The organism is Luteipulveratus halotolerans (assembly GCF_001247745.1).
GTDB lineage: Bacteria > Actinomycetota > Actinomycetes > Actinomycetales > Dermatophilaceae > Luteipulveratus > Luteipulveratus halotolerans.
On the sequence record NZ_LAIR01000002.1, the window covers coordinates 4,183,027 to 4,201,700 of the forward strand.

Consider the following 18,674-nt stretch of genomic DNA (forward strand, 5'->3'; position numbering starts at 1 on the left):
ACGCCGGCCGCACCCGCCCCGGAGGGACGGCTTGTACCAGATGCGGCGGGTGCGGTCGGCGTACGCGAGAGGCAGATGTCATCCTGTCCTCGTGCAATGGACCCAGGAGCACATCGCCCGCGTGGAGGGCGCTCAGTTCGCTGAGCGGCGCGGCGGTTATCACGTGCTCGACGTCGACACCTACCTCGACCATGTCCTGGCCTGTATGAAGGCCGGTCAGCAGATCCCCGACCCGACGCGGCTCGTCTTCCCGACGAGCCCGTTCCGCCCGGGCTACGACCAGCAACGCGTCGACGCGCTGCTGTTCGTGCTCCGCGAGTGGCGTGACGACTACACCGGCGAGGAGCCGGCACCTGAGCCGACGGCCGATGACGGCGACGGTCGGCTGACGTGGACGCAGGCGCAGCAGGACTGGGTCCGTGACGCGGCGTTTCCGCGGGCCAAGGGCGGGCGTACCGGCTATCTCGAGGGCGACGTCGACGACTTCCTCGACGAGGTGCTCGTCGCGATGGGCCACGGCCAGCAGCTGCCCGACGTGCAGTCCGCGCGGTTCAACCGGTCCACCCGCTTTCGGGCGGGGTACGACGCCGAGGCGGTCGACGTGTTCCTCGACCAGCTCGAGCAGGCCAGCCCGGGGGCCACGCGTCCCGACGCGGTCTGAACGCCGATCGGGCCCGGTGCGTGGTGCACCGGGCCCGATCGTCGTATCGCAGTCGATCAGCGCGACGACGGCGGACGCGTGGCGTCGACCAGCATCTGCAGCAGCTCCTGCAGGATCTGCTGAGCCAGGCTCGGCTTGACCGTCGGCTCGGCCTCGACCCGCACGGTCAGCTCGTCGAGCCGGTCGGGCCGGGTGAGCACGCACTGGAAGAACGGTGTGAGTCCGGGCAGCTCCAGCACGATCTCCTCGATCTGGGTCGGGAAGACGTTGACGCCGCGCACGATCATCAGGTCGTCGGAGCGACCGGTGATCTTCTCGATGCGCCGCATCGAGGGCCGTGCGGTGCCCGGCAGCAGGCGGGTGAGGTCGCGGGTGCGGTAGCGGATGACCGGCACCGCCTGCTTGGTGAGCGAGGTGATGACCAGCTCACCGACCTCGCCCTCGGCCACGGGCTGCTCGGTGAACGGGTCGATGACCTCGGGGTAGAAGTGGTCCTCCCACAGGTGCAGACCGTCCTTGGTCTCAACACACTCCTGCGCGACGCCCGGGCCCATGACCTCGGACAGGCCGTAGATGTCGACCGCGTGCATCGCGGCGCGCTGCTCGATCTCGGAGCGCATCGCAGGGGTCCACGGCTCGGCGCCGAACACCCCGATCTCCAACGGCGATGCGGCCGGGTCGAGCCCCTGACGCTCCATCTCGTCGAGGACGGACAGGAAGTACGAGGGCGTCACCATGATCGCGCGGGCGCCGAAGTCATGGATCAGCTGCACCTGCTTCTCGGTCTGACCGCCCGACATGGGCACGACCGTGCAGCCCAGCGCCTCGGCGCCGTAGTGCGCCCCGAGCCCGCCGGTGAACAACCCGTAGCCGTAGGACACGTGCACGACGTCACCGGGTCGTACGCCGGCGGCCCGCAGCGAACGCGCCACCAGCGACGCCCAGGTCGCGATGTCGTCACGCGTGTAGCCGACGACCGTGGGCTTGCCGGTGGTGCCGCTGGACGCGTGCACGCGTACGACGTCCTTGCGCGGCACAGCGAACAGGCCGAACGGGTAGTTGTCGCGCAGATCGGCCTTGGCGGTCAGCGGAGCCCGGGCGAGGTCGTCGAGGCCGCGCAGGTCATCGGGGTGAAAACCCTTGGCGTCGAAGGCGTCTCGGTAGTGGGGGACGTGGTCGTACACGCGGTGCAGCGTCTCGCGGAGCCGTTCGAGCTGGCGTGCCCGCAGCTCGTCGACCGACCAGCGCTCGCTCTCGTCGAGCAGGGAGGTGCCGTCGCTGATCGTCGGCAGCGACGTCACGACTCGCCCTTCTGGTGCGCCAGCGACCGCGACTGGCCACGGAACTCGGCGACCAGGGCGCCGTCGGCCTCACGGGTCACCGTCACGTCGGTGATGCCGCTGCGGCCGTACGTCGCGCGCTCGCGGGCCTCGGCGACGAGAACGTCACCGAGATAGCCGGACGTGACGTAGAGGATGTCGGCACCCGCGGCCACCGTGAACCGCCCGGATGCGTTGCACGCCAACGCGAACGTGGAGTCGGCGAGGGTGAAGATGTAGCCGCCGTGCTGGATGTCGAGGCCGTTGACCATGCTGTGCTTGACCTCCATCCGCGTAGTGGCGAAGCCCAGCCCGTCGTCGACACCCACGTCGATCAGCTCGATGCCGAGGAGGGTCGAGGCGTGGTCGGCAGCCCACATCGAGCGCACATGACTCAGGTCGAGGTCCGAATCCGTGCTCATGGCGCGCTCCTCCTGCGGTCGGCGATCCTTAGGGCTGCAGCAGTGCCGGACTCGGGCGGTACCGACCACCGGGGTAGGCGCGATCGAGCTCGGCGAGCTGCTCGGCGACCGTCTCGCGCCCGATCTCACGAGCCCACTCGAACGGTCCCTTGGGGTAGTTCGTGCCGAGACGCATGGCCGTGTCGACGTCGTCGGCAGTGGCCTCACCCCGGGCGACCAGGTCGACGGCCTCGTTGACGAGCATGGCGAGGGTGCGCACGACGGGGTTGCTGGCCGTAGGGGAGTTGGCCGCCGAAAGCGTAGCCGCGAGCCCGGCGTCGGGGTGGACGTTCTGGGCAACTCCCTGGTCGTCGTACTCGAAGACGCCCGCGCCCGTCTTGCGACCGAGGCGGCCCGCGGCGACGAGGTCGCGCTGGTACTGGGTGGGTTCGTAGCGCGGGTCGCGGTCGGTCTGCTCCCACACCGAGGTGCCGACCGCGAGGTTGACGTCCTGGCCGATCAGGTCGGTGAGCTCCATCGGGCCCATCCGGAACCCGACGTTGCGCAGAGCCAGGTCGAGCGTGGCCGGGTCGATCTCGCCGGCGCCGACCATGCGCTGCGCCTCGCCGTAGAACGGCCGCGCCACCCGGTTGACGATGAAGCCGGGCGTCGATGTGCAGCGCACGGGCGTCTTGCCCCAATGGCGTACGAGTTCGCTTGCGGTGTCGAGGATCTCGCGCCCTGCGTCGGTCGCGTTGTGCGGGCCGTGGATGACCTCGACGAGTCGCATCAGCGGCGGCGGGTTGAAGAAGTGCAGGCCGATGAGTCGCTCTGGCCGCTGCAGCGCCGACGCGATCGCGGTGGTGTCGAGGCTGGAGGTGTTGGTGGCGAGCACGGCGTCGGGGACCCGCTGCTCGAGCTGTCGGAACAGGTCCTGCTTGACCGCGAGGTCCTCGACGGCCGCCTCGATGACCAGCCCGACCGGCGGCAGCCCGCTCACGGAGTCGGTGACGTGGATGCGGGATCCGGCCGCTGCGGCGTCGGCCTCGGAGATCTTGCCCTTGGCGGCGAGCCGGTCGAGCGTCGTACGCAGTCGCTCCTGGGCGCGGGCCGCAGCGCCGGCGACGGCGTCGACGAGGAGGACGTCGTGCCCGGCCTGAGCCGCGACCTGCGCGATGCCCGAACCCATCGCGCCCGCACCGACGACCGCCACAGGGGCGGACTGCAGAGGGGCAGCAGAGCGGGTGGGGTCGTCGCCGTTGAGGACCATGCCGTCATGATCGCAGCAGCGTCGACCCCGCTGCCCGGCGGCCGACCGTGCCAACCTGGTCGACCGCTCGGGCGTCCATCCGGCGACCGACCCACGAGGAGACCGATGCGTACGACGATCCTGGCCGCCACCGCTGCTCTCACCTGCTCCGTGGTGCTGAGCGGGTGCTCCGACGACGGAGGCGCGACGGGTACGCCGACCGCCGCGTCCTCGACCCCGGCCGCGTCGTCGACGTCGACGCCCGCCCCGTCGAGCGCAGGGCCGTCGAGCGAGGGCCCCACGAGCGCGGAGCAGGTCGTGGTGGAGGGCGTCATCGGCTTCCCGGGGCGCACCTGCGTGCTGTTCCGCGCCGACGACGGCACGGCGTACGCCCTCACCGGACCTGCCGTCACGCCCGACGTCCGCACCCGCGCGAAGGGCGGACGTGGCATGCAGACCTCGCTCGACGACCCGCAGCCGGCGGCGCCGGTGACGCAGACCCGCGTCCGCGTGACCGGCCGACCCGCGCCCGGCGCCCGCAGCACCTGCGACGCCGACGTGCTCGTGACGTCTCGGATCGAGGTGCTCCGCAACACCGCATGACGCCGGGGTCCGTGTCACGATCTGTCATGTCCGTGCCCGTGGTGGCCGGATGTTGCTAAGAAAGGCGGGGCGTGCGTCCAGCGCGCCCGTCTCGGGAGGCGCAGCACCGCTCGGCGGAGGCGTCGGCCCGCTCGTACACCCGCCGCACACTCGCTAGGAGCGGAAGCAGAATGAAGCGTCGCAACCTCGCCGTGGCCACCGCCGCGGTGTCCAGCCTGGTGCTGGTGCCCTCGACGGCGTTCGCCGCCGGCCACGACGACCGCACGGTCACCCTCAACAACTCGGGCACCTCTCTCAACCTGGGCGCTGACGACGATGTCCAGCTCAACGGTGCGGCGCCCGCGACCCGCACGGTCCAGGCCACGCTGCAGCTGCCGCTGCGCAACCAGGACGAGGCACAGCGCCTCATCGCTCAGGGCGTGACCATGAGCCCGGCCGAGTACCGCAAGAAGTTCGCACCGTCGCAGGCGCAGGTCGACAAGGTCAGCGCGTGGGCGCGCGACAAGGGCCTGAAGGTCACCCGCGCCAACCGCGACAGCGGCACCGTCTCGGTCAGCGCGCCGGTCCGTGGCATCAACTCCGCGTTCGGGGTCCGGATGCGTCTCGCGACCCTCGGCGGCGTCCAGGGTCTGGCCGTCGACACCGACCCCACGGTGCCCGACTTCCTGGGTCTCACCGGCATCTCCGGCCTCAATACGCTGCACCGGGTGCAGACCAACCGCTCGTCGTTCGCGCCGCGCAACGTCCCCTCGCCGGGGGCGTTCAGCAACGCTGCGACCGCGGCGGCCGGCTCCGACGCGTGTGCGCCCTACTGGGGCGACGCCCTGAAGCCCACCGCCAAGAAGTGGGCGCAGGAGTCCAACCTCATCTGCGGCTACCAGCCCAAGGACCTCGCCAAGATGTACGGCGCGACCGGCGCCGCGTCCAAGGCGCCCTCGCTGGGCATCCTGCTGTGGGGCGGCGACACCCAGATGAAGACGATCACCAACGACTACATGAAGGCCGCCGGCTACCCCGAGCTGACGAGCTACACCTCGACGATCGCCAAGCCGGACGCCAACATGCCCGACTGCGACCCCGAGGGCGTCAAGGGCGAGCACGCGCTCGACGTGCAATCCAGCCACGCCGTCGCGCCGAGCGCTGCGATCCACTACTACGGCGCCGCGAGCTGCTACGACGACGCGCTGACCGCGATGCTCGGTCGGATGGTGAGCGAGCACAAGGTCTCCACCATCTCGATGTCGTTCGGCTCGACGACCGACCGCGGCATGACCGACGCCGACAAGACCGCCTGGAACCGCCCGTTCCAGCAGGCTGCGCTCACCGGCATCAGCGTGTTCGCCTCGACCGGCGACTGGGGCAACAACTCCAGCCGCAACGGCGGCCTCACCGGTGTGGGCCACCCGGCGTCCAGCCCCAACGTCACGGCGGTCGGTGGCACGTCGGTCGGTATGACCTCCACGGGTGCCAAGCCTGTCGTCGCCGGCTGGGAGAGCCGCTTCTTCAACCAGCCCAACCTCGCCTCCACCGTCGGCATCACCGACGTGACCCTGCTGCAGGGCATCAGCGGTGCGGGCGGCGGCACGAGCTCGGCGTACGCCCAGCCGACCTGGCAGAAGGGTGTCGTCACGGGCTCGACGACCAAGCGGATGCTGCCCGACGTGTCGGCGCTCGGAGACCCGGCGACCGGGTTCAAGGTGCGCTACACCGAGAACGGCCAGGTCGGTTACGGCTCGTTCGGCGGCACCAGCCTCAGCTCGCCGGTGACGGCCGCGCTGGTCGGCCTGTCCAAGGCGCAGACCGGCCGCAAGATCGGGCTCGCCACGCCGTGGATCTACAAGCTGCGCGGCACGAGCGCCCTCACCGACGTCAACGCGCCCTCCAAGGCCGGCGTCTACCTGCCCGGCACGGGCCGCAAGTTCAACCTGATCGGCATCGACGCCAAGCCCGAGAACCTCGTCTCCGCTGCCGGCTGGGACAACGTCACGGGTGTCGGTACGCCGGCCGGCGCAGCCTTCCTTTCCGCGCTCGGTCAGTGACCGGTCGGCGAATCCGCTAGGGACACATGGCATCTCAGCCCGAGCCGTCCGGGCGCTCGCGCCTGGCGACGACACTCATCGGTGTCGTCGCCGGGTTCACGCTCGTCGCGCTGGTGGTCGTCGTCGCCGTCACGGCGCTCGGTGACTCAGGCGGCTCGGGCCACGCCGCACCGCACACCTCGACCTCGTCGAGGGCGAGCAGGGCGGCGTCCGCGTCGACGATCCCGGTGCCGGCCGTGCCGCCGGCCGAGCTCGCGCGACTGCCTCGGTCGACGACCGAGGGCTCGGTGCCGGGCGCCCCGGTCGACCTGCACGGTCGCAGCCACGGCGTGGTCGTCAACCTGGCGTCGGCGACCACCGGGTTCGCCGAGCCGGGCGCGAAGCCCGTGACCGTCGTACCCGCGTCTCAGCTCGGCAACCCGACGTGGTTGCCGGTGCTCGAGCACCGTGCCAACTGGTTGCGTGTGCGTCTGCCGGCCAAGCCCAACGGCGCGACCGCGTGGATCGCCGACACCGGGCAGCGCACCGCGACCACTGCCTGGGCCGTCCGCATCGACCTGTCGAAGGGGTCGATGACGATCACCCAGGGCGCCCGCACGGTCGGCACCTGGCCGGTCGGTCGCGGCCGGGACGCCACACCCACCCCGCAGGGCGAGACCTTCCTGCTGTCCGGGTTCGTCGACCCGGCGCAGGACTTCTCGCCCGTGATCTACGCACTGGGTGCCCACTCCGGCACCCTCGACAGCTACGGCGGCGGCCCCGGGACCGTTGCCGTGCACGGCTGGCCGACCGTGGCCGGCCGCACCGGCAAGGTCTCGCACGGCTGTGTGCGAGTCCCGGACGCGGCGCTCCACACCTTCGGCACGCTGCCGGCGGGCACGCCCGTATCCATCACCGCTTGACCAGTTCCTTGAGGGAGGACGAGTTATGAAGCGCAACACCGCGCTGTTCCGGGCGTCGTGCGCAGCCGGGATCGCCGGTGCCATCGGCCTGGTGGTCACCAGCGCCGGCGGCGTCGCAGCGCCGAAGGCCGCCGAGGGCGGTGGCGTCGCCTGGGAGACCATCACCGACGTGCACCCGTCGTACGCCGAGGGCTCGGTCGGCGACGCCGACGGGTTCTTCACCGCGCGCGCGACCGCGAGCGGCAGCGGCACCCAGGCTCAGGCGAAGGTCACCGCCTTCGCCATTCCGGCGCTCGACGTGAGCGGCATCGGCGTGACGGTCACCTGTGACGCCGGTACCTACTCCGTGTCGGTCACGGGTGGCGGCGCGCCCGGCGTGAAGTCCGCCGGTCAGACGGTGTCGCTCGCCCAGTTCACCGGCAACGACAACGCCCAGGGCACCGTGACCTTCGGGCGCGGCGGGGCTGACGGCAAGGTCGGCGCCTACATCGACCTGTCCGACGCGATCGGCGAGGGCACGTACATCAAGCTCGGCTACGCCTCGTGCGCCGACGACAGCACGCCCACCCCGACCTCCACGACCGGGACGCCGACCGAGTCCCCGACGGGCACGCCGACCGAGTCCCCGACGGGCACGTCGACCGGTACGCCGACCGAGTCCCCGACCGGTACGCCGACCGAGTCGCCGACCGGCACCTCGACGGGGACGCCGACCGAGTCGCCCACGGGTACGCCCACCGTGCCTCCCACGTCGCCGCCCGGAACCCCGACGCAGAGCCCGACGGGCGGTACGCCGACCTCGACTCCGCCCACCGGGGAGCCGACCGAGCCGCCGACGCCGACACCGTCGACCACCGGTCTGCCCGTCACCGGCTGACCCGCGCTGCTGCATGACCGCGCCCCCGCCACGTCCGACGTGGCGGGGGCGCCGTCGTACTGCCCACTCCACCAGGCGAAATGTGACTTCAAGTGCTGCTGTGCGCACTCGTGAAGTCACCTTTCGCCTGGGGAGAGGGTGCTCGGGCGGGGGCGCGGCGGCGGCGTACGACGCATAGGGTCGGAGCATGACCTCGTCGACCGAGCCCGCGCGCCCGCTGCCGACGCTCGTCGAGGCGCCCGTGGCCCTGCGGCCGTGGACGCCCGCCGACGCCGAGGCCACCGGCGTACCGGCCGAGGAGGCCCAGGAGTGGGAGCAGGCCTACGCCGACGGTGAGCCGTCCGTGCTCCTCGTGGTCGAGGTCGACGGAGCGCCCGGCGGCACGGTCTCGCTCGGGCAGGTGACCGGTCGCGACCGCACAGCCCACCTCACCTGGTCGGTCGCGCCGACCCTCAACCCCGACCTCGCGAGCCACGGGCTGCGCCTGCTCATCGCGTGGGCGTACGACGAGCTCGGGCTGCGTCGGGTCGAGACCCACGTCGACACCGACGACGGCCGCGGCATCCGCATCGCCGCACGCGCCGGCCTGCGCAAGGAAGGTGTCGTGCGCGGGTACGCCGGCGAGGACGGCCGGCGTACGTCCGCGGTGCTGCTCGCCCGGGTGCACGGCGACGCCGACCCGTTCACCCGTGAGGGGTTCATCGCCACGCTCAACGCCGGGCTGCCGACCAAGCGGGCGATCGCGCAGGCGCTCATCCGCAACGAGCACGGTGAGGTGCTGCTGTGCGAGCTGGTCTACAAGAAGTTCTGGGACCTGCCCGGTGGCGTCGTCGACCCGGGTGAATCACCGGCGCACGCGGTCGTCCGCGAGATCCGTGAAGAGCTGAGCGTCGACGCGCGCATCCGTGCGCTCGCTGCGGTCAGCTGGTTGCCGCCGTGGCGAGGCTGGGACGACGCGACGCTGTTCCTGTTCGACGTCGAGGTCGCCGAGGCCGACATCGCGCGAGCGGTCCTGGAAACAAGAGAGATTCGCGCCGTGCACTGGGCCGACGACGTGACCGTCAAGGCGCGGACCGCCGACTACACCGCCCGGCTGATCGAGCGGACGGTGCAGCAGCTGGCCGACGGCGGCGGCACGGCGTACCTCGAGGACGGCGCCGATCCCGACTGGGCCTGACCGCGCTCGTCAGTCGTTGTCGCGGTCGAGCAGGATGTTGAGCACCCAGCTGATGAGCGTGATGATCAGCGCGCCCGCGATGGCGTCCCAGAAGAAGTTGTCGACGTGGAACGACAGGTCGACCTTGCCCGAGATCCACGACAGCAGCTGCAGCATCGCCGCGTTGATGACGAGCGTGAACAGCCCGAGCGTGATGATCAGCGCGGGCAACGACAGGATGGTCGCGATGGGCTTCACCACCGCGTTGATGAGACCGAAGATCAGCGCCACCAGGACGATCGTCAAGATCTTGGACCCGGTGTCGGTGCCGTCCTGGGCGAGGGTGATGCCGCCGATGACCGCGGCGGCCACCCACAGGGCCACGGCGTTGATGCCCGTCTTGATCGCGAAGTTGACCATGCGCCCCATCCTCGCAGCACCGGCGACGCCGACGCACGCACCACTTCTACAGTGGTGCGCATGACCGACCAGACCTCGCCGACCAACGACGTCCGGCTGCGTACGACGCTCGCCGGCGTCCCCGCCTACAAGGCAGGCAAGCCCGCGGCACCGCGCACCGACGTGACCACGTACAAGATCTCGTCCAACGAGAACCCCTACCCGCCGCTGCCGTCGGTGCTCAAGGTCGTCCAGGACGCCGCGACCTCGATCAACCGCTACCCCGACATGGCCGTCTCGGGTCTGACCCACAGGCTCGCCGAGACCCTCGACGTGCCGGTCGAGCACCTCGCCACCGGCACCGGCTCGGTCGGCGTCCTCGGTCAGCTGCTGCAGATCACCTGCGAGCCCGGTGACGAGGTCGTCTACGCGTGGCGGTCGTTCGAGGCATACCCGATCGTCGTCGCGCTTGCCGGCGCCACCTCGGTGCAGGTGCCGCTCACGGCCGACGCTCGGCACGACCTCGACGCGATGGCTGACGCGATCACCGACAAGACGCGGCTCGTGATCGTCTGCACGCCCAACAACCCGACGGGTCCGGCCGTGCACGCCGACGAGCTCGATGCGTTCCTGGCCAAGGTGCCGTCCGACGTGCTGGTCGTCATCGACGAGGCCTACCTCGAGTTCGGCCGCGACGACGCCGCGCCCGTCGCGCTCGACCTCTATCGCGCGCACGCCAATGTCGCTGTGCTGCGGACGTTCTCGAAGGCTTACGGCCTCGCCGGCCTGCGCGTCGGCTACTGCGTCGCGCAGGCCCCGGTCGCTGAGGCGTTGCGCAAGGCCGCCGTGCCGTTCGGTGTCAACGCGCTCGCCCAGGAGGCCGCGATCGCGAGCCTCGACGCCTACGACGAGCTCGCCGAGCGCGTCGATGCCCTGGTGGCCGAGCGCGTTCGGGTGCTCGCAGCGCTGCGCGAGCAGGGCTGGCCCGTGCCCGACAGCGAGGCCAACTTCGTGTGGCTGCCGCTGGGTGACGACACCGTCGCGTTCGCTGAGGCCGCTGATGCAGCAGGGCTCGTGGTGCGTCCGTTCGCGGGCGAGGGCTGCCGCTGCACCATCGCCGAGACCGAGGCCAACGACCGCCTGATCGAGGTCGCGGCCGCCTTCCGCAACCGCTGACGCCCGTGGCCGGGCTGTGGTTCGACGTCGCGTCGAGTGAGCGTACGCCGACCGCCAACCGGCACCTCGCGTACTGCCTGGCACTCATCGCCGGAGTGCTCAACTCCGTGGGCTTCGTGGCCGTCTCGGTCTACACCTCGCACATGACGGGCGTGGTCGCGACGATGGCCGACAACGTCGCCCTCCACGGTCTGCGGACGATCGGTAGCCGCCGCCACCTCGTTGCCCGGTACGCCGTTGACGTTCGCCCTTCTCGCACAAGGGGTTTCGTGGCAGCACCGGGCGACGCTGTTCATCGGGGTGCTGTGCTTCACGATGGGCCTGCAGAACGCGATCATCACGAAGCTGTCCGGCGCGCAGATCCGTACGACGCACGTCACCGGCATGGTCACCGACATCGGCATCGAGCTCGGCAAGCTCGCCTATCCGCGCCGCGCGGGCGACCCCGAGCCGGTCCGTGCCGACGTGGCTCGCCTGCGGATGCACCTGACGACGGTGGGCCTGTTCTTCCTGGGAGGCGTGGTGGGTGCGGTCGGCTACCTCGAGATCGGGTTCGCGACGCTCGTGCCGGGCGCCGTCGTCCTGCTGGTGGTGAGCACGCCGCCGCTGCTCGCCGACCTGCGCGCCCACCGCGCCGCCCGCTGACCCCGACGTCCAGCGGCGGCGTCGCGGTGTCGGCGGGCTAACGCGGGGACGACGCCGAGACGAGGTGCGCGAAGACCACGACGTTGTCGAGGTGGTGGCCCGCGTCGCCGTCGTACACCCCGCCGCACGTGATCAGCCGCAGCTCGGCCCGGTCGACGGTGCCGTAGACCTTGTCGGTCGGGAACGCCGCCTTCGGGTACTGACCGACCTGGTCCACCTGGAACGTCGCGGCCGACCCGTCGGCGCGGTCGACGACGACGCGCTGACCGGGCTTCATCGCGCCCAGCTCGAAGAACACGCCGCGCCGGTTCTGCCACGTCACGTGGGCCGCGACGATCGACGGTCCGAGCTCGCCGGGCGTCGGGCTGTCGGTGAACCAGCCCGCGTCGCGCCCGTTCTGCGGCACCTCCATGCGGCCGTTGGGCTGCAGCCCGAGGTCGATCATCGGCGTCGAGACCTTCAACGACGGGATGCGGACACGCGTGGGGCGTGAGGCGGCCAGGACCGTGCCGACAGGACGGGAGTACGCCGCCCCGGACCGCGCGGACGACGCACTCGGGCGCGCCGATTGCGTTGCTGCCGAAGGGGATTGGCTCGCCACGGCTGAGCGGCCGGGGGACGGCGGCGTCGCAGTGTCCTGCTGTGTCCCTGCGTACGCCACGAGCCCGGCCCCGCTCAGCGCGATGACGGCGGCCGCGGCCGACCCCGTACGGAGCCGACCGCGACCGGGCTTGCGAGACACCTGACGTCAGCTCTGACGGTCGAGACGACGCTGGTACGCCCATGCGCCGCCGCCGCCGATCAGCAGCGTTGCGCCGAGGCCCAGGAGGCCGGCGTTCTCGATGCCGGACGTTGTGCCGTCACCGGTGTCGACACCACCCGTCGGAGCCGAACCGACCGAGGCGCCGCTGACGGTGCCGCAGGTCGCCGGGTTGGTGGCCTCCTCCGGAATTCCGTTGACTCCCAACGACTTCGCGAACGTCGACTCACCGAGTGCGTCGAGGTCGTACTTGTCGTTGCCGTTGGCGTCGAGGCCGTGCTGGACGATGTGCAGGTTCTTCAGCTTGTCGCCCGACCCCTTGGGCAGGTCGATCGTGCGGGTGTAGTCGAGGTTGCCGTCGGCGTCGGCCGTCGGCATGCGGTCGACCGCGAGGCCGCTGTCAGGGCTCGTGTCGCCCTTGGTGGTCAGGGAGAGGACGATGTCGCCGTACATCGGCAGACCCTCCTCGACGTTGACCTGTCCGTCACCGTCCTTGTCGGCGGACGAGGTCGGGCAGGTGAAGTTCTTGGAGCCGTCGAACGATCCGTGGAAGTGCTGTGCGTGGGGCGAGTTCGGGGTGAACCCGGTGCCGGTGATGTGCACCCACAGCTGGTCGCCCTTGACCTTGATGGTCGCGGTCGACGACGAGCCGCTGTTGTTGCCCATCGTGTCCTTGAGATGCATCGTGTACGTCGCGTGGCCGCTGCTCGCGTGGCTGCCTGAGGCACCCGAGCCGCCGTGGTGGTGCCCGTCGGCGACGGCCCCGCTGGCACCCATGAGGGCGAGTGCGCAGGCGGCCGGTGCTGCGAGGGCAAGCGTGGTGGTGCGCATCGTTGAGCTCCTTTGCGTCGAGGTGCTGACGTGCAGGAGTTCGGCGCCCTCAGCAGAGCGGATGGGTGCGGATCAGTCGGCGTTGCGCAGGAGGGCGTACATGTCGCCGACGTGGCCCAGGTGGTGCAGCTTGTCGGGGTTGAGCTGGTTGTGTACGCCGATCACGCGCCCGTCGGCGACCTCGACCGACAGCACGGAGAGCACGGCTCCGTCGGGGCCGTTGATGCGCAGTGCCGGCTGACCGTTGGCGTCGACCACGGCGGCGGCGACACCGAGCCGTGCGCCCTGGCGCAGCAGGCCGGCGATGAACCGGGCCACGGTCGTACGCCCGACCCGGGGTGATGTGATCGCCGGCGCCTTGCCACCGCCGTCGCCGTGGAACGTCACGTCGTCGGCGAGGAGGCGTTCGAGGTCTCCGAGCTGACCGTCCTGCACCGCTGAGATGAACGCTGCTGCAATCTGCTTGCGCTGCAACGGATCTGGCTCGAAGCGAGGTTGTGCGGCCTGGATGTGCTGGCGGGCACGGGCGAGCAGCTGGCGGCAGCTCGCCTCGCTGCGCTGGAGGATCTCGGCGATGCGGGGGTAGGGGTGGTCGAACGCCTCACGCAGCACGAACACCGCCCGCTCCAACGGCGAGAGCCGCTCCAGCACCATGAGGAACGCGACCGAGACGGTCTCGTCCATCTCGATGCGGTGCGCAGGGTCGGGGTCGTCGGCGAGCAACGGCTCGGGCAGCCACGACCCGACGTAGGTCTCGCGTTGGTGGCGGGCTGAGCGCAGGACGTCGACGGCGATGCGAGTGGTGACGGTGCTGGCGTACGCCTCGAGCGAGCGGACGTCGGCCGGCGTGCTCTGGTGCAGCCGTAGGAACGCGTCCTGCACGACGTCCTCGGCCTCCGCGACGCTGCCGAGCATCCGGTAGGCGATCGAGAACATCAGTGGCCGGAGCGCGTCGTGCTGCACCGCGAGGTCGGTCATGCACCCATCTTGCCGCCGATGTCACAGGTGCGGGGCCTCGTTCGTCGGAGGGGCAGATCACCACTCGAGAGAGGCGCACACCATGAAGATCTTCATCGCCGGGGCCGGCGGAGCCGTCGGCCGCTACCTGGTCCCGCAGCTGCTCGCCGCCGGCCACACCGTGGTCGGTAGCGCGACCTCCGGGAGCAGCGCTCAGCGCGTCGCCGCCCTGGGTGCAGAGCCGGTCGTCATGGACGGGCTGAACGCCGAATCCGTACGAACCGCAGTACTTTCCGCACAACCGGACGTCGTCGTACACCAGATGACTGCGCTGTCGTCGATGTCAGGCATGCGCAACTTCGACAAGGTCTTCCACACCACGAACCGGTTGCGCACCGAAGGCACGGACCATCTGCTCGCGGCGGCCCGAGAGGCGGGTGTGCGGCGGTTTATCGCGCAGTCGTACACGGGCTGGCCCAACGCTCGTACGGGCGGCCCGGTGAAGACCGAGACCGACCCGCTCGACCCGAGTCCGATCGCGTCCAGCCGCAAGGGGCTCGCGGCGATCCAGTACGTCGAGCGCGTCGTCCCGGCGGCGGAGGGGATGGTCGGCATCGTGCTGCGGTACGGCGGGTTCTACGGGCCGGGCAACGCGCTCGCGCCCGGCGGCGAGATGTGGGAGCAGGTCAAGGCGCACAAGATCCCGCTGATCGGCGACGCGGGCGGCGTCTTCTCGTTCGTCCACACCGAGGACGCCGCCGGTGCCGTGCTCGCGGCGATCGAGCGCGGCGACGCGGGCGTCTACAACATCGTCGACGACGAGCCGGCCGCGGTCAGCGTGTGGCTGCCCGAGCTTGCCCGGATCATCGGGGCCAAGCCGCCGATGCGCGTGCCTGCCTGGCTGGCGCGACCGCTGGCGGGAGGGTTCGTCGTACGGATGATGACGCAGGGGCGCGGGTCGTCCAACGCGAAGGCCAGGCGTGAGCTGGGCTGGACGCCGACGCACCCGACCTGGCGCGAGGGGTTCGCCGAGCTCGCGCCGGCGGGGCCCGGGGCCGGGTAAGGCTCACCTTCGCTGGGCCTGGTTGGATGGGGCGGTGCTCGCCGCGTACCTGCCTCTGCTCCGTACGCCGGGCGCGCGCCGGTTCGTCGTCGGCGCGGCGATCGCCCGGCTCGGCAGCGCGATGTTCGCGGTCGCGGTCGTCGCGATGATCTCGACGCGACGCGACTCCTACGGGCTGGCCGGTGCGGTGTCGGCAGCGGGCCTGATCGTGCTCGCCGTGACCGCCGCGGTCGTCGGCCGGCTCATCGACCGTCACGGGCAACGCCGCATCGCACTGCCCCTCACGCTGTGGACGATCAGCTGGGGCGTCCTGCTCGTCGTGCTGTCGATCGCGGACGGCCCGTCGTGGACCCTGTTCGCGGCGTACGTGTGCGCGTCGGTCGTCCCCAACATCGGCACCATGTCGCGAGCGCGCTGGTCGCACCTGCTCGCCGACCGGCCCGACGAGCTGCACACGGCGATGTCGTTCGAGCAGGTCGTCGACGAGCTGTCGTTCGTGGCCGGGCCGGTGCTCGCGGTGCTGCTGTCGACGCAGGTCTACCCCGAGGCGGGCTTCGTCGTCGCCGGGCTGTGCTTCATCGGCGGCAACCTGCTCTTCCTCAGTGCGCGCGCCACCGAGCCGCCGGTCGACCGTGACGCCCACGACGGCGCGACCCTCGCGCTGCGGCGACCGGGCGTCGTCCTCCTTGCGCTCGTGATGTTCATGACCGGTGCGATCTTCGGGTCCAACGAGGTCGTCACCATCGCGGTGGCCGAGGACCTCGGGCAGAAGGCGTGGTCGGGCCCGGTGCTCGCGATGTTCGCGCTGGGCTCGGCGGCGGCCGGTCTGGTCTACGGCACCCGCGTCGTCCGGCTGCCGCTGCACCGGGCGCTCGTGGTCGGTGCAGCGGGGATGTTCCTGCTCGAGACGCCGGTGCTGCTCGCGCACGGCATCGGCTCGCTCGCGGTCGTCATGCTCATCGCCGGGATGGCCACCGCGCCGACGCTCATCACGAGCATGAACCTGTCGCAGCGCCTGGTGCCGCCGAGCCAGGTCAACGAGGCGATGAGCGTCGTCATCACCGGCCTGATCGTCGGTGTCGCCGCGGGCTCGGCGCTCGGCGGCGCGGTGGCCGAGCGGTACGACGCCCACGACGGCTACCTCGTCCCCGTCGGCGCCGGGGCGCTCGCTCTCGTCATCGCATTCCTCGGCCTGCGCACCCTTCACGCCGCTACCACTCGGCCCGAGACCTCGGAAGTACCCGGTACCGCCCGTCCCGATTGGTGAGACGAACGGGGCCGCAGGTAGCCTGCGAGAAGCACGACTGTGAGCGGCGCCACAACGTTGTGGCGCGGGCCGTACGACGCCGGAGACCCCGGCGTACACACGGCCACCGACCCCTCACCCACACCCGGGTGGCGGACGAGAAGGAGACGCAGTGACCCAGGCCGAGCCCACGGACGTGGTGCGTCATCACGAGACCGTGGTGACCCCTCCCGGAGAGCACGACATCACCGACGGCGGGCCGGACATGGTCCAGTTCCTCGACGCCGAGGGCAACCGCCTCGAGACCAACGAGACCAACGCGCCGTACGCCGAGATCGTCGAGGCGCTCACCCCCGAGGACGGTCGCGCGATGTACCGCGACCTGGTGCTCGTCCGCCGCGTTGACGCCGAGGGCCACGCGCTGCAGCGTCAGGGTGAGCTCGGTCTGTGGCCGTCACTGCTCGGACAGGAGGCCGCCCAGGTCGGCGCCGGTCGGGCGATGCGCGAGCAGGACTACGCCTTCCCCGGCTACCGCGAGCACGGCGTCGCCTGGTGCAAGGGCGTCCCGCCCGAGAACCTGCTCGGCATGTTCCGCGGCGTCAACAACGGCGGCTGGGACTCCAACGCCAACAACTTCCACCTCTACACGATCGTCATCGGCAACCAGATGCTGCACGCGACCGGCTACGCGATGGGCATCCAGCGCGACGGCGCGGTCGGCACGGGCGACGAGTCGCGCGACGCGGCCGTGATGGCGTTCACCGGCGACGGCGGCACCGCCCAGGGCGACTACAACGAGGCGCTCGTCTTCGCCGGCGTCGCCAACGCGCCGGTCGTGTTCTTCGTCCAGAACAACCAGTGGGCCATCTCCGAGCCCAACTACAAGCAGTTCCGCATCCCGCCCTACCTGCGCGCTCGCGGGTTCGGCTTCCCCGGCGTCCGCGTCGACGGCAACGACGTGCTCGCCTCGTACGCCGTCGCGAAGGCTGCGATGGACGCCGCCCGCGCGGGTCAGGGCCCGACGCTGATCGAGGCGTTCACCTATCGCATGGGCGCCCACACCACCTCCGACGACCCGACGAAGTACCGCGTCGCCGCCGAGGTCGACATCTGGCGTGAGAAGGACCCGATCAAGCGTATGCGCGGGTTCCTCGAGACCAAGGGCTACGCCGACGCCGCGTTCTTCGACGCCGTCGACGCCGAGGCCGACGAGCTGGCCGCCCGCATCCGCAAGGCCTGCCAGGAGATGCCCGACCCCGAGCTGCCCACGATGTTCGACGACATCTACGTCGACGAGCACCCTGTCGTCGCCGCCGAGAGGGCTGAGTTCGTCTCCTACCACTCGTCTTTCGAGGGTGAGGGGGCTCACTGATGGCCGCTCAGAACGTTCCGACAGGCTCCGTACAGCGACTCACGCTCGCCAAGGGCCTCAACTCCGGTCTGCGGGCCGCGATGAAGGCCGACCCTAAGGTCGTCCTGATGGGTGAGGACGTCGGCAAGCTCGGCGGCGTCTTCCGCATCACCGAGGGTCTGCAGAAGGACTTCGGTGAGGACCGCGTCATCGACACCCCGCTCGCCGAGGCCGGCATCGTCGGCACCGCGGTCGGCCTGTGCCTGCGCGGCTACCGCCCGGTCGTCGAGATCCAGTTCGACGGGTTCGTCTATCCGGCGTTCGATCAGATCATCAGCCAGGTCGCCAAGATGCACGCGCGCTCGCTCGGCGCCCTGCGCATCCCGATGGTCATCCGCATCCCGTACGGCGGTGGCATCGGCGCGGTCGAGCACCACTCCGAGTCCAACGAGGCCTACTTCGCGCACACGGCCGGGCTGCGGGTCGTCACGTGCTCCGACCCGGGCGACGCGTACTGGATGATGCAGCAGGCCATCGCGTCCGACGACCCGGTGATCTTCTACGAGCCCAAGCGCCGCTACCACGAGAAGGCCGAGGTCGACCTCGACGAGCGCGCCGGCGCCCCGTTGGGTCTGCATCAGGCAGCCGTACGCCGGGAGGGCACTGACGTCACGCTCGTCACCTATGGGCCGATGGTCAAGACCTGCCTGCAGGCCGCCGAAGCCGCTGCGGCAGAAGGCATCTCGCTGCACGTCCTCGACCTGCGTTCGCTCTCGCCGCTCGACCTGCCGGCGATCACCGAGGCTGCCAAGCGCACCGGCCGCGTCGTCGTCGTCCACGAGGCGTCGACGTTCCTCGGCATGGGCGCTGAGGTCGCGTCGCTCATCCAGCAGGAGTGCTTCTACCACCTCGAGGCACCGGTGCTGCGCGTCGGCGGATACAACATCCCCTACCCGCCCAGCCGGTTCGAGGAGGAGTTCCTCCCCAACCTCGACCGTGTCCTCGACGCCGTCGACCGCTCGCTCGAGTTCTGAGTCAG

19 protein-coding genes are annotated in these 18,674 nt (G+C 70.8%); 12 read left to right on the forward strand and 7 right to left on the reverse strand.

Going from position 1 to position 18,674, the window contains the following annotated elements:
* The first annotated feature begins 91 nt into the window (after window positions 1-91).
* Complete coding sequence (locus VV01_RS23000) at window positions 92-661, forward strand: DivIVA domain-containing protein (RefSeq protein WP_197275130.1); 570 nt, start codon at window positions 92-94, stop codon at window positions 659-661.
* Between the two features lie 56 nt (window positions 662-717).
* On the opposite strand, the gene VV01_RS20995 is transcribed toward VV01_RS23000, so the two are convergent.
* From VV01_RS20995 to VV01_RS21005, 3 genes are read right to left on the reverse strand one after another with little or no spacing between them, the layout of a single operon-like run.
* Window positions 718-1,962 carry a phenylacetate--CoA ligase family protein gene (locus VV01_RS20995; protein WP_157509024.1) on the reverse strand — a complete coding sequence of 415 codons (1,245 nt, stop codon included), beginning with the start codon at window positions 1,960-1,962 and terminating at the stop codon, window positions 718-720.
* Window positions 1,959-2,402, reverse strand: coding sequence for a hotdog fold thioesterase (locus tag VV01_RS21000; protein ID WP_050671602.1), 444 nt, complete (start codon window positions 2,400-2,402; stop codon window positions 1,959-1,961). Before VV01_RS21000 ends, VV01_RS20995 begins: the two co-directional genes overlap by 4 nt.
* A gap of 28 nt (window positions 2,403-2,430) precedes the next feature.
* Window positions 2,431-3,651 (reverse strand): 3-hydroxyacyl-CoA dehydrogenase NAD-binding domain-containing protein, encoded by a 1,221-nt coding sequence (locus tag VV01_RS21005; RefSeq protein WP_050671603.1) that lies wholly within the window; start codon window positions 3,649-3,651, stop codon window positions 2,431-2,433.
* Window positions 3,652-3,756: 105 nt separating this feature from the next.
* On the opposite strand from VV01_RS21005, the gene VV01_RS21010 reads away from it, so the two are divergent.
* The 5 genes from VV01_RS21010 to VV01_RS22610 all read left to right on the forward strand — a co-directional run bounded on the left by VV01_RS21010 (window position 3,757) and on the right by VV01_RS22610 (window position 9,228).
* On the forward strand, window positions 3,757-4,233 hold the full coding sequence (locus tag VV01_RS21010) for a hypothetical protein (RefSeq protein WP_050671604.1): 477 nt from the start codon (window positions 3,757-3,759) through the stop codon (window positions 4,231-4,233).
* Window positions 4,234-4,403: 170 nt separating this feature from the next.
* Complete coding sequence (locus VV01_RS21015) at window positions 4,404-6,272, forward strand: S53 family peptidase (protein WP_050671605.1); 1,869 nt, start codon at window positions 4,404-4,406, stop codon at window positions 6,270-6,272.
* Window positions 6,273-6,298: 26 nt separating this feature from the next.
* Complete coding sequence (locus tag VV01_RS21020; RefSeq protein WP_050671606.1) at window positions 6,299-7,174, forward strand: L,D-transpeptidase; 876 nt, start codon at window positions 6,299-6,301, stop codon at window positions 7,172-7,174.
* Between the two features lie 25 nt (window positions 7,175-7,199).
* Complete coding sequence (locus VV01_RS21025; protein ID WP_050671607.1) at window positions 7,200-8,051, forward strand: hypothetical protein; 852 nt, start codon at window positions 7,200-7,202, stop codon at window positions 8,049-8,051.
* 187 nt (window positions 8,052-8,238) lie between these two features.
* Complete coding sequence (locus VV01_RS22610) at window positions 8,239-9,228, forward strand: NUDIX hydrolase (protein WP_071606481.1); 990 nt, start codon at window positions 8,239-8,241, stop codon at window positions 9,226-9,228.
* Window positions 9,229-9,237: 9 nt separating this feature from the next.
* Here the strand turns inward: VV01_RS22610 and VV01_RS21035 are convergent, their stop codons facing one another.
* Window positions 9,238-9,627, reverse strand: a complete 390-nt coding sequence (locus VV01_RS21035) for a phage holin family protein (RefSeq protein WP_050671608.1) — start codon at window positions 9,625-9,627, stop codon at window positions 9,238-9,240.
* A 60-nt stretch (window positions 9,628-9,687) separates the two neighbouring features.
* Between VV01_RS21035 and hisC the strand changes: the two genes are divergently transcribed.
* On the forward strand, window positions 9,688-10,782 hold the full coding sequence (gene hisC / locus VV01_RS21040) for a histidinol-phosphate transaminase (protein WP_050671609.1): 1,095 nt from the start codon (window positions 9,688-9,690) through the stop codon (window positions 10,780-10,782).
* Between the two features lie 237 nt (window positions 10,783-11,019).
* On the forward strand, window positions 11,020-11,427 hold the full coding sequence (locus tag VV01_RS21045; RefSeq protein ID WP_269431141.1) for a YoaK family protein: 408 nt from the start codon (window positions 11,020-11,022) through the stop codon (window positions 11,425-11,427).
* A gap of 37 nt (window positions 11,428-11,464) precedes the next feature.
* On the opposite strand, the gene VV01_RS23570 is transcribed toward VV01_RS21045, so the two are convergent.
* The 3 genes from VV01_RS23570 to VV01_RS21060 all read right to left on the reverse strand — a co-directional run bounded on the left by VV01_RS23570 (window position 11,465) and on the right by VV01_RS21060 (window position 13,996).
* Window positions 11,465-12,169: a class F sortase gene (locus tag VV01_RS23570; RefSeq protein WP_071606482.1), complete on the reverse strand. Its 705-nt coding sequence runs from the start codon at window positions 12,167-12,169 to the stop codon at window positions 11,465-11,467.
* Window positions 12,170-12,175: 6 nt separating this feature from the next.
* Window positions 12,176-13,018: a hypothetical protein gene (locus tag VV01_RS21055; protein ID WP_050671611.1), complete on the reverse strand. Its 843-nt coding sequence runs from the start codon at window positions 13,016-13,018 to the stop codon at window positions 12,176-12,178.
* A gap of 72 nt (window positions 13,019-13,090) precedes the next feature.
* Complete coding sequence (locus VV01_RS21060) at window positions 13,091-13,996, reverse strand: RNA polymerase sigma-70 factor (RefSeq protein WP_050671612.1); 906 nt, start codon at window positions 13,994-13,996, stop codon at window positions 13,091-13,093.
* Window positions 13,997-14,078: 82 nt separating this feature from the next.
* On the opposite strand from VV01_RS21060, the gene VV01_RS21065 reads away from it, so the two are divergent.
* The 4 genes from VV01_RS21065 to VV01_RS21080 all read left to right on the forward strand — a co-directional run bounded on the left by VV01_RS21065 (window position 14,079) and on the right by VV01_RS21080 (window position 18,669).
* The gene (locus VV01_RS21065; RefSeq protein WP_050671613.1) at window positions 14,079-15,038 is read left to right on the forward strand and encodes an NAD-dependent epimerase/dehydratase family protein; all 960 of its coding nucleotides are present in this window, start codon (window positions 14,079-14,081) and stop codon (window positions 15,036-15,038) included.
* A 34-nt stretch (window positions 15,039-15,072) separates the two neighbouring features.
* A complete protein-coding gene (locus VV01_RS21070; RefSeq protein WP_050671614.1) occupies window positions 15,073-16,305 on the forward strand; it encodes an MFS transporter in 1,233 nt (410 codons plus the stop codon).
* 151 nt (window positions 16,306-16,456) lie between these two features.
* Window positions 16,457-17,656 carry a pyruvate dehydrogenase (acetyl-transferring) E1 component subunit alpha gene (pdhA, locus tag VV01_RS21075; RefSeq protein WP_157509026.1) on the forward strand — a complete coding sequence of 400 codons (1,200 nt, stop codon included), beginning with the start codon at window positions 16,457-16,459 and terminating at the stop codon, window positions 17,654-17,656.
* On the forward strand, window positions 17,656-18,669 hold the full coding sequence (locus VV01_RS21080) for an alpha-ketoacid dehydrogenase subunit beta (RefSeq protein ID WP_050671615.1): 1,014 nt from the start codon (window positions 17,656-17,658) through the stop codon (window positions 18,667-18,669). The genes pdhA and VV01_RS21080 overlap by 1 nt, the downstream gene beginning before the upstream one ends.
* Window positions 18,670-18,674: the final 5 nt, after the last annotated feature.

Excerpts from the sequence above, each read along its gene's own strand:
- VV01_RS21000 (WP_050671602.1), bottom strand. The coding sequence starts at position 2,402 with ATGAGCACGGATTCGGACCTCGACCTGAGTCATGTGCGCTCGATGTGG.
- VV01_RS21005 (WP_050671603.1), bottom strand. The coding sequence starts at position 3,651 with ATGGTCCTCAACGGCGACGACCCCACCCGCTCTGCTGCCCCTCTGCAG.
- VV01_RS21010 (WP_050671604.1), top strand. The coding sequence starts at position 3,757 with ATGCGTACGACGATCCTGGCCGCCACCGCTGCTCTCACCTGCTCCGTG.
- VV01_RS21015 (WP_050671605.1), top strand. The coding sequence starts at position 4,404 with ATGAAGCGTCGCAACCTCGCCGTGGCCACCGCCGCGGTGTCCAGCCTG.
- VV01_RS21020 (WP_050671606.1), top strand. The coding sequence starts at position 6,299 with ATGGCATCTCAGCCCGAGCCGTCCGGGCGCTCGCGCCTGGCGACGACA.
- VV01_RS21025 (WP_050671607.1), top strand. The coding sequence starts at position 7,200 with ATGAAGCGCAACACCGCGCTGTTCCGGGCGTCGTGCGCAGCCGGGATC.
- VV01_RS22610 (WP_071606481.1), top strand. The coding sequence starts at position 8,239 with ATGACCTCGTCGACCGAGCCCGCGCGCCCGCTGCCGACGCTCGTCGAG.
- VV01_RS21035 (WP_050671608.1), bottom strand. The coding sequence starts at position 9,627 with ATGGTCAACTTCGCGATCAAGACGGGCATCAACGCCGTGGCCCTGTGG.
- hisC (WP_050671609.1), top strand. The coding sequence starts at position 9,688 with ATGACCGACCAGACCTCGCCGACCAACGACGTCCGGCTGCGTACGACG.
- VV01_RS21055 (WP_050671611.1), bottom strand. The coding sequence starts at position 13,018 with ATGCGCACCACCACGCTTGCCCTCGCAGCACCGGCCGCCTGCGCACTC.
- VV01_RS21060 (WP_050671612.1), bottom strand. The coding sequence starts at position 13,996 with ATGACCGACCTCGCGGTGCAGCACGACGCGCTCCGGCCACTGATGTTC.
- VV01_RS21065 (WP_050671613.1), top strand. The coding sequence starts at position 14,079 with ATGAAGATCTTCATCGCCGGGGCCGGCGGAGCCGTCGGCCGCTACCTG.
- VV01_RS21080 (WP_050671615.1), top strand. The coding sequence starts at position 17,656 with ATGGCCGCTCAGAACGTTCCGACAGGCTCCGTACAGCGACTCACGCTC.